This window comes from Bacteroides sp. OM05-10AA (genome assembly GCF_003439055.1).
GTDB classification, from domain to species: Bacteria; Bacteroidota; Bacteroidia; order Bacteroidales; family Bacteroidaceae; genus Bacteroides; species Bacteroides intestinigallinarum.
This window is the reverse complement of the sequence record NZ_QSUR01000087.1, coordinates 1-1,632: the sequence shown is the minus strand read 5'-3', so window position 1 is coordinate 1,632 and position 1,632 is coordinate 1. Positions and strand designations below refer to the sequence as shown.

Genomic DNA, 1,632 nt, shown 5'->3' with positions numbered 1-1,632 from the left:
GTGCCTGTTGCACAACTTTATTTTTTAGTTATACTCTAATGGGTGTATATGTCTAAATTATGATTTTTATGAACTACTGAAACAATATATTGAAAAGACATACATAATTTCTCTCTCGCCAAACAAATACTATGGTTCTGTAAGTGGTTGTGGGTTGCTATTGCAACCTCTCCCACAGATTTATAGTACTTATGTTTCATCAGTTTCTTCAGGTTATATGCCATTGCTGCCAGCACCACATGCTTGTTGGCTAATTTAATTCCTCTTGTTCGCACTCTTCTCATAGCTCTGTAATCAAGCAACGTTCCCAATACGGGTTCTACTGTGCTGGAACGCATTTTCTTTTTTATTCGTCCAATACTACTATGTACTCTTTGGTATGAGCGATCATAGTATGGCCGATCCACGGTAGTCGATAATTCTTTAGCGTTCTGTTTCTTGCTTTTAATACATTGACTTCGCAATGGGCATCCTTTACAATCTTCAACCGAACTTCTGTATATTCGTGCTTCCTTCTGACTATTACCGGCTTTGTGTATGTATCTGAATGTTATTTTCTTATTCATTTTACATAAATAGTAATCGTTTTCGGCATCGTAGAGGAATCCTTCTCTGTTTGGTTTATAATTGCTTGTGCAGGGAATATATCCAATAATACCATTATCTTCCAGATATTTGAGAGCTTCTCCACTCGAGTAATTTGTATCAGCTAATACCTCTTTTATTTCTATATCATTACGTGAGAGATTTTCAATAGTTTGCCCCAATATATATGGCATGCATCGGCAGTCCTTTATGTTGGCATATAAGCCGAGTGCGCCACATATGATATGAGAGGATACATCCACGCTAATTTGAGCTAGATAATTTAAAGCTATCGGTCGTCCATGTTTAGTAGACAGCTTCGCGTCGGGATCCGTACGGCTGACGTGAATATTATTACTCTGCCTTCTTGGATCACAGGATGGAGGAGGATAATCACCGGATTGAGCATCTTCTGCTTCTTCTTGTTCTTCTGCTTCATTCAAGCGTTTATAATACTTCTGACCAGCCAATTTTACATTCCGCAAACTATTCATAGAGGCATTGGCTTTTATAAAAGCGCTGTCAACAGCTTGAATCCTACCGTCAACCAGTCCTGCATGTACACATAATTCCAGTATATGATTAAATACTTTTAAAAAAAGCTCTTCCCCATATAGTTTACGAGTGCGTGATAGCGTGCTATGCCAAGGTAAAGACTCATCAATATCATAATTCAGGAAATAAAGCATGTCCAGCCGCATACTGGCTTGTTCCACTATTTTACGGTCGGAAGCTATGTTTTCCATATAGCCGATAAGCATTAGTTTGAAAAAGACGACCGGATCAATGCTTGACTGACCTTCTTTCCCATAATAACATGTTGTATATTTACGGATAAAAGACAAATCAAGAATACTTTTCAAACGGCGATAAAAATTGTTTTCCGGTATACGATCGGATAAACTGAATGTGTAAAACAGTTTTTCTTCAAATGGTTTACAACCTTGCATAACGTTTCCTACTTTTGACTACAATATACTAATTATCACGGAAATAAACAAAGATTTTGAGATAATTGATACGATGATTGAGTTGTGCAACAGGCAC

The 1,632-nt window shown here is 37.4% G+C and carries 1 protein-coding gene; it reads right to left on the bottom strand.

Annotated elements, in window-relative coordinates; all coding sequences use genetic code 11:
* Positions 1-35: 35 nt before the first annotated feature.
* Positions 36-1,535, bottom strand: coding sequence for an IS1182 family transposase (locus DXB58_RS27555; RefSeq protein WP_122138878.1), 1,500 nt, complete (start codon positions 1,533-1,535; stop codon positions 36-38).
* Positions 1,536-1,632 lie beyond the last annotated feature (97 nt).

Excerpts from the sequence above, each read along its gene's own strand:
- DXB58_RS27555 (WP_122138878.1), bottom strand. The coding sequence starts at position 1,535 with ATGCAAGGTTGTAAACCATTTGAAGAAAAACTGTTTTACACATTCAGT.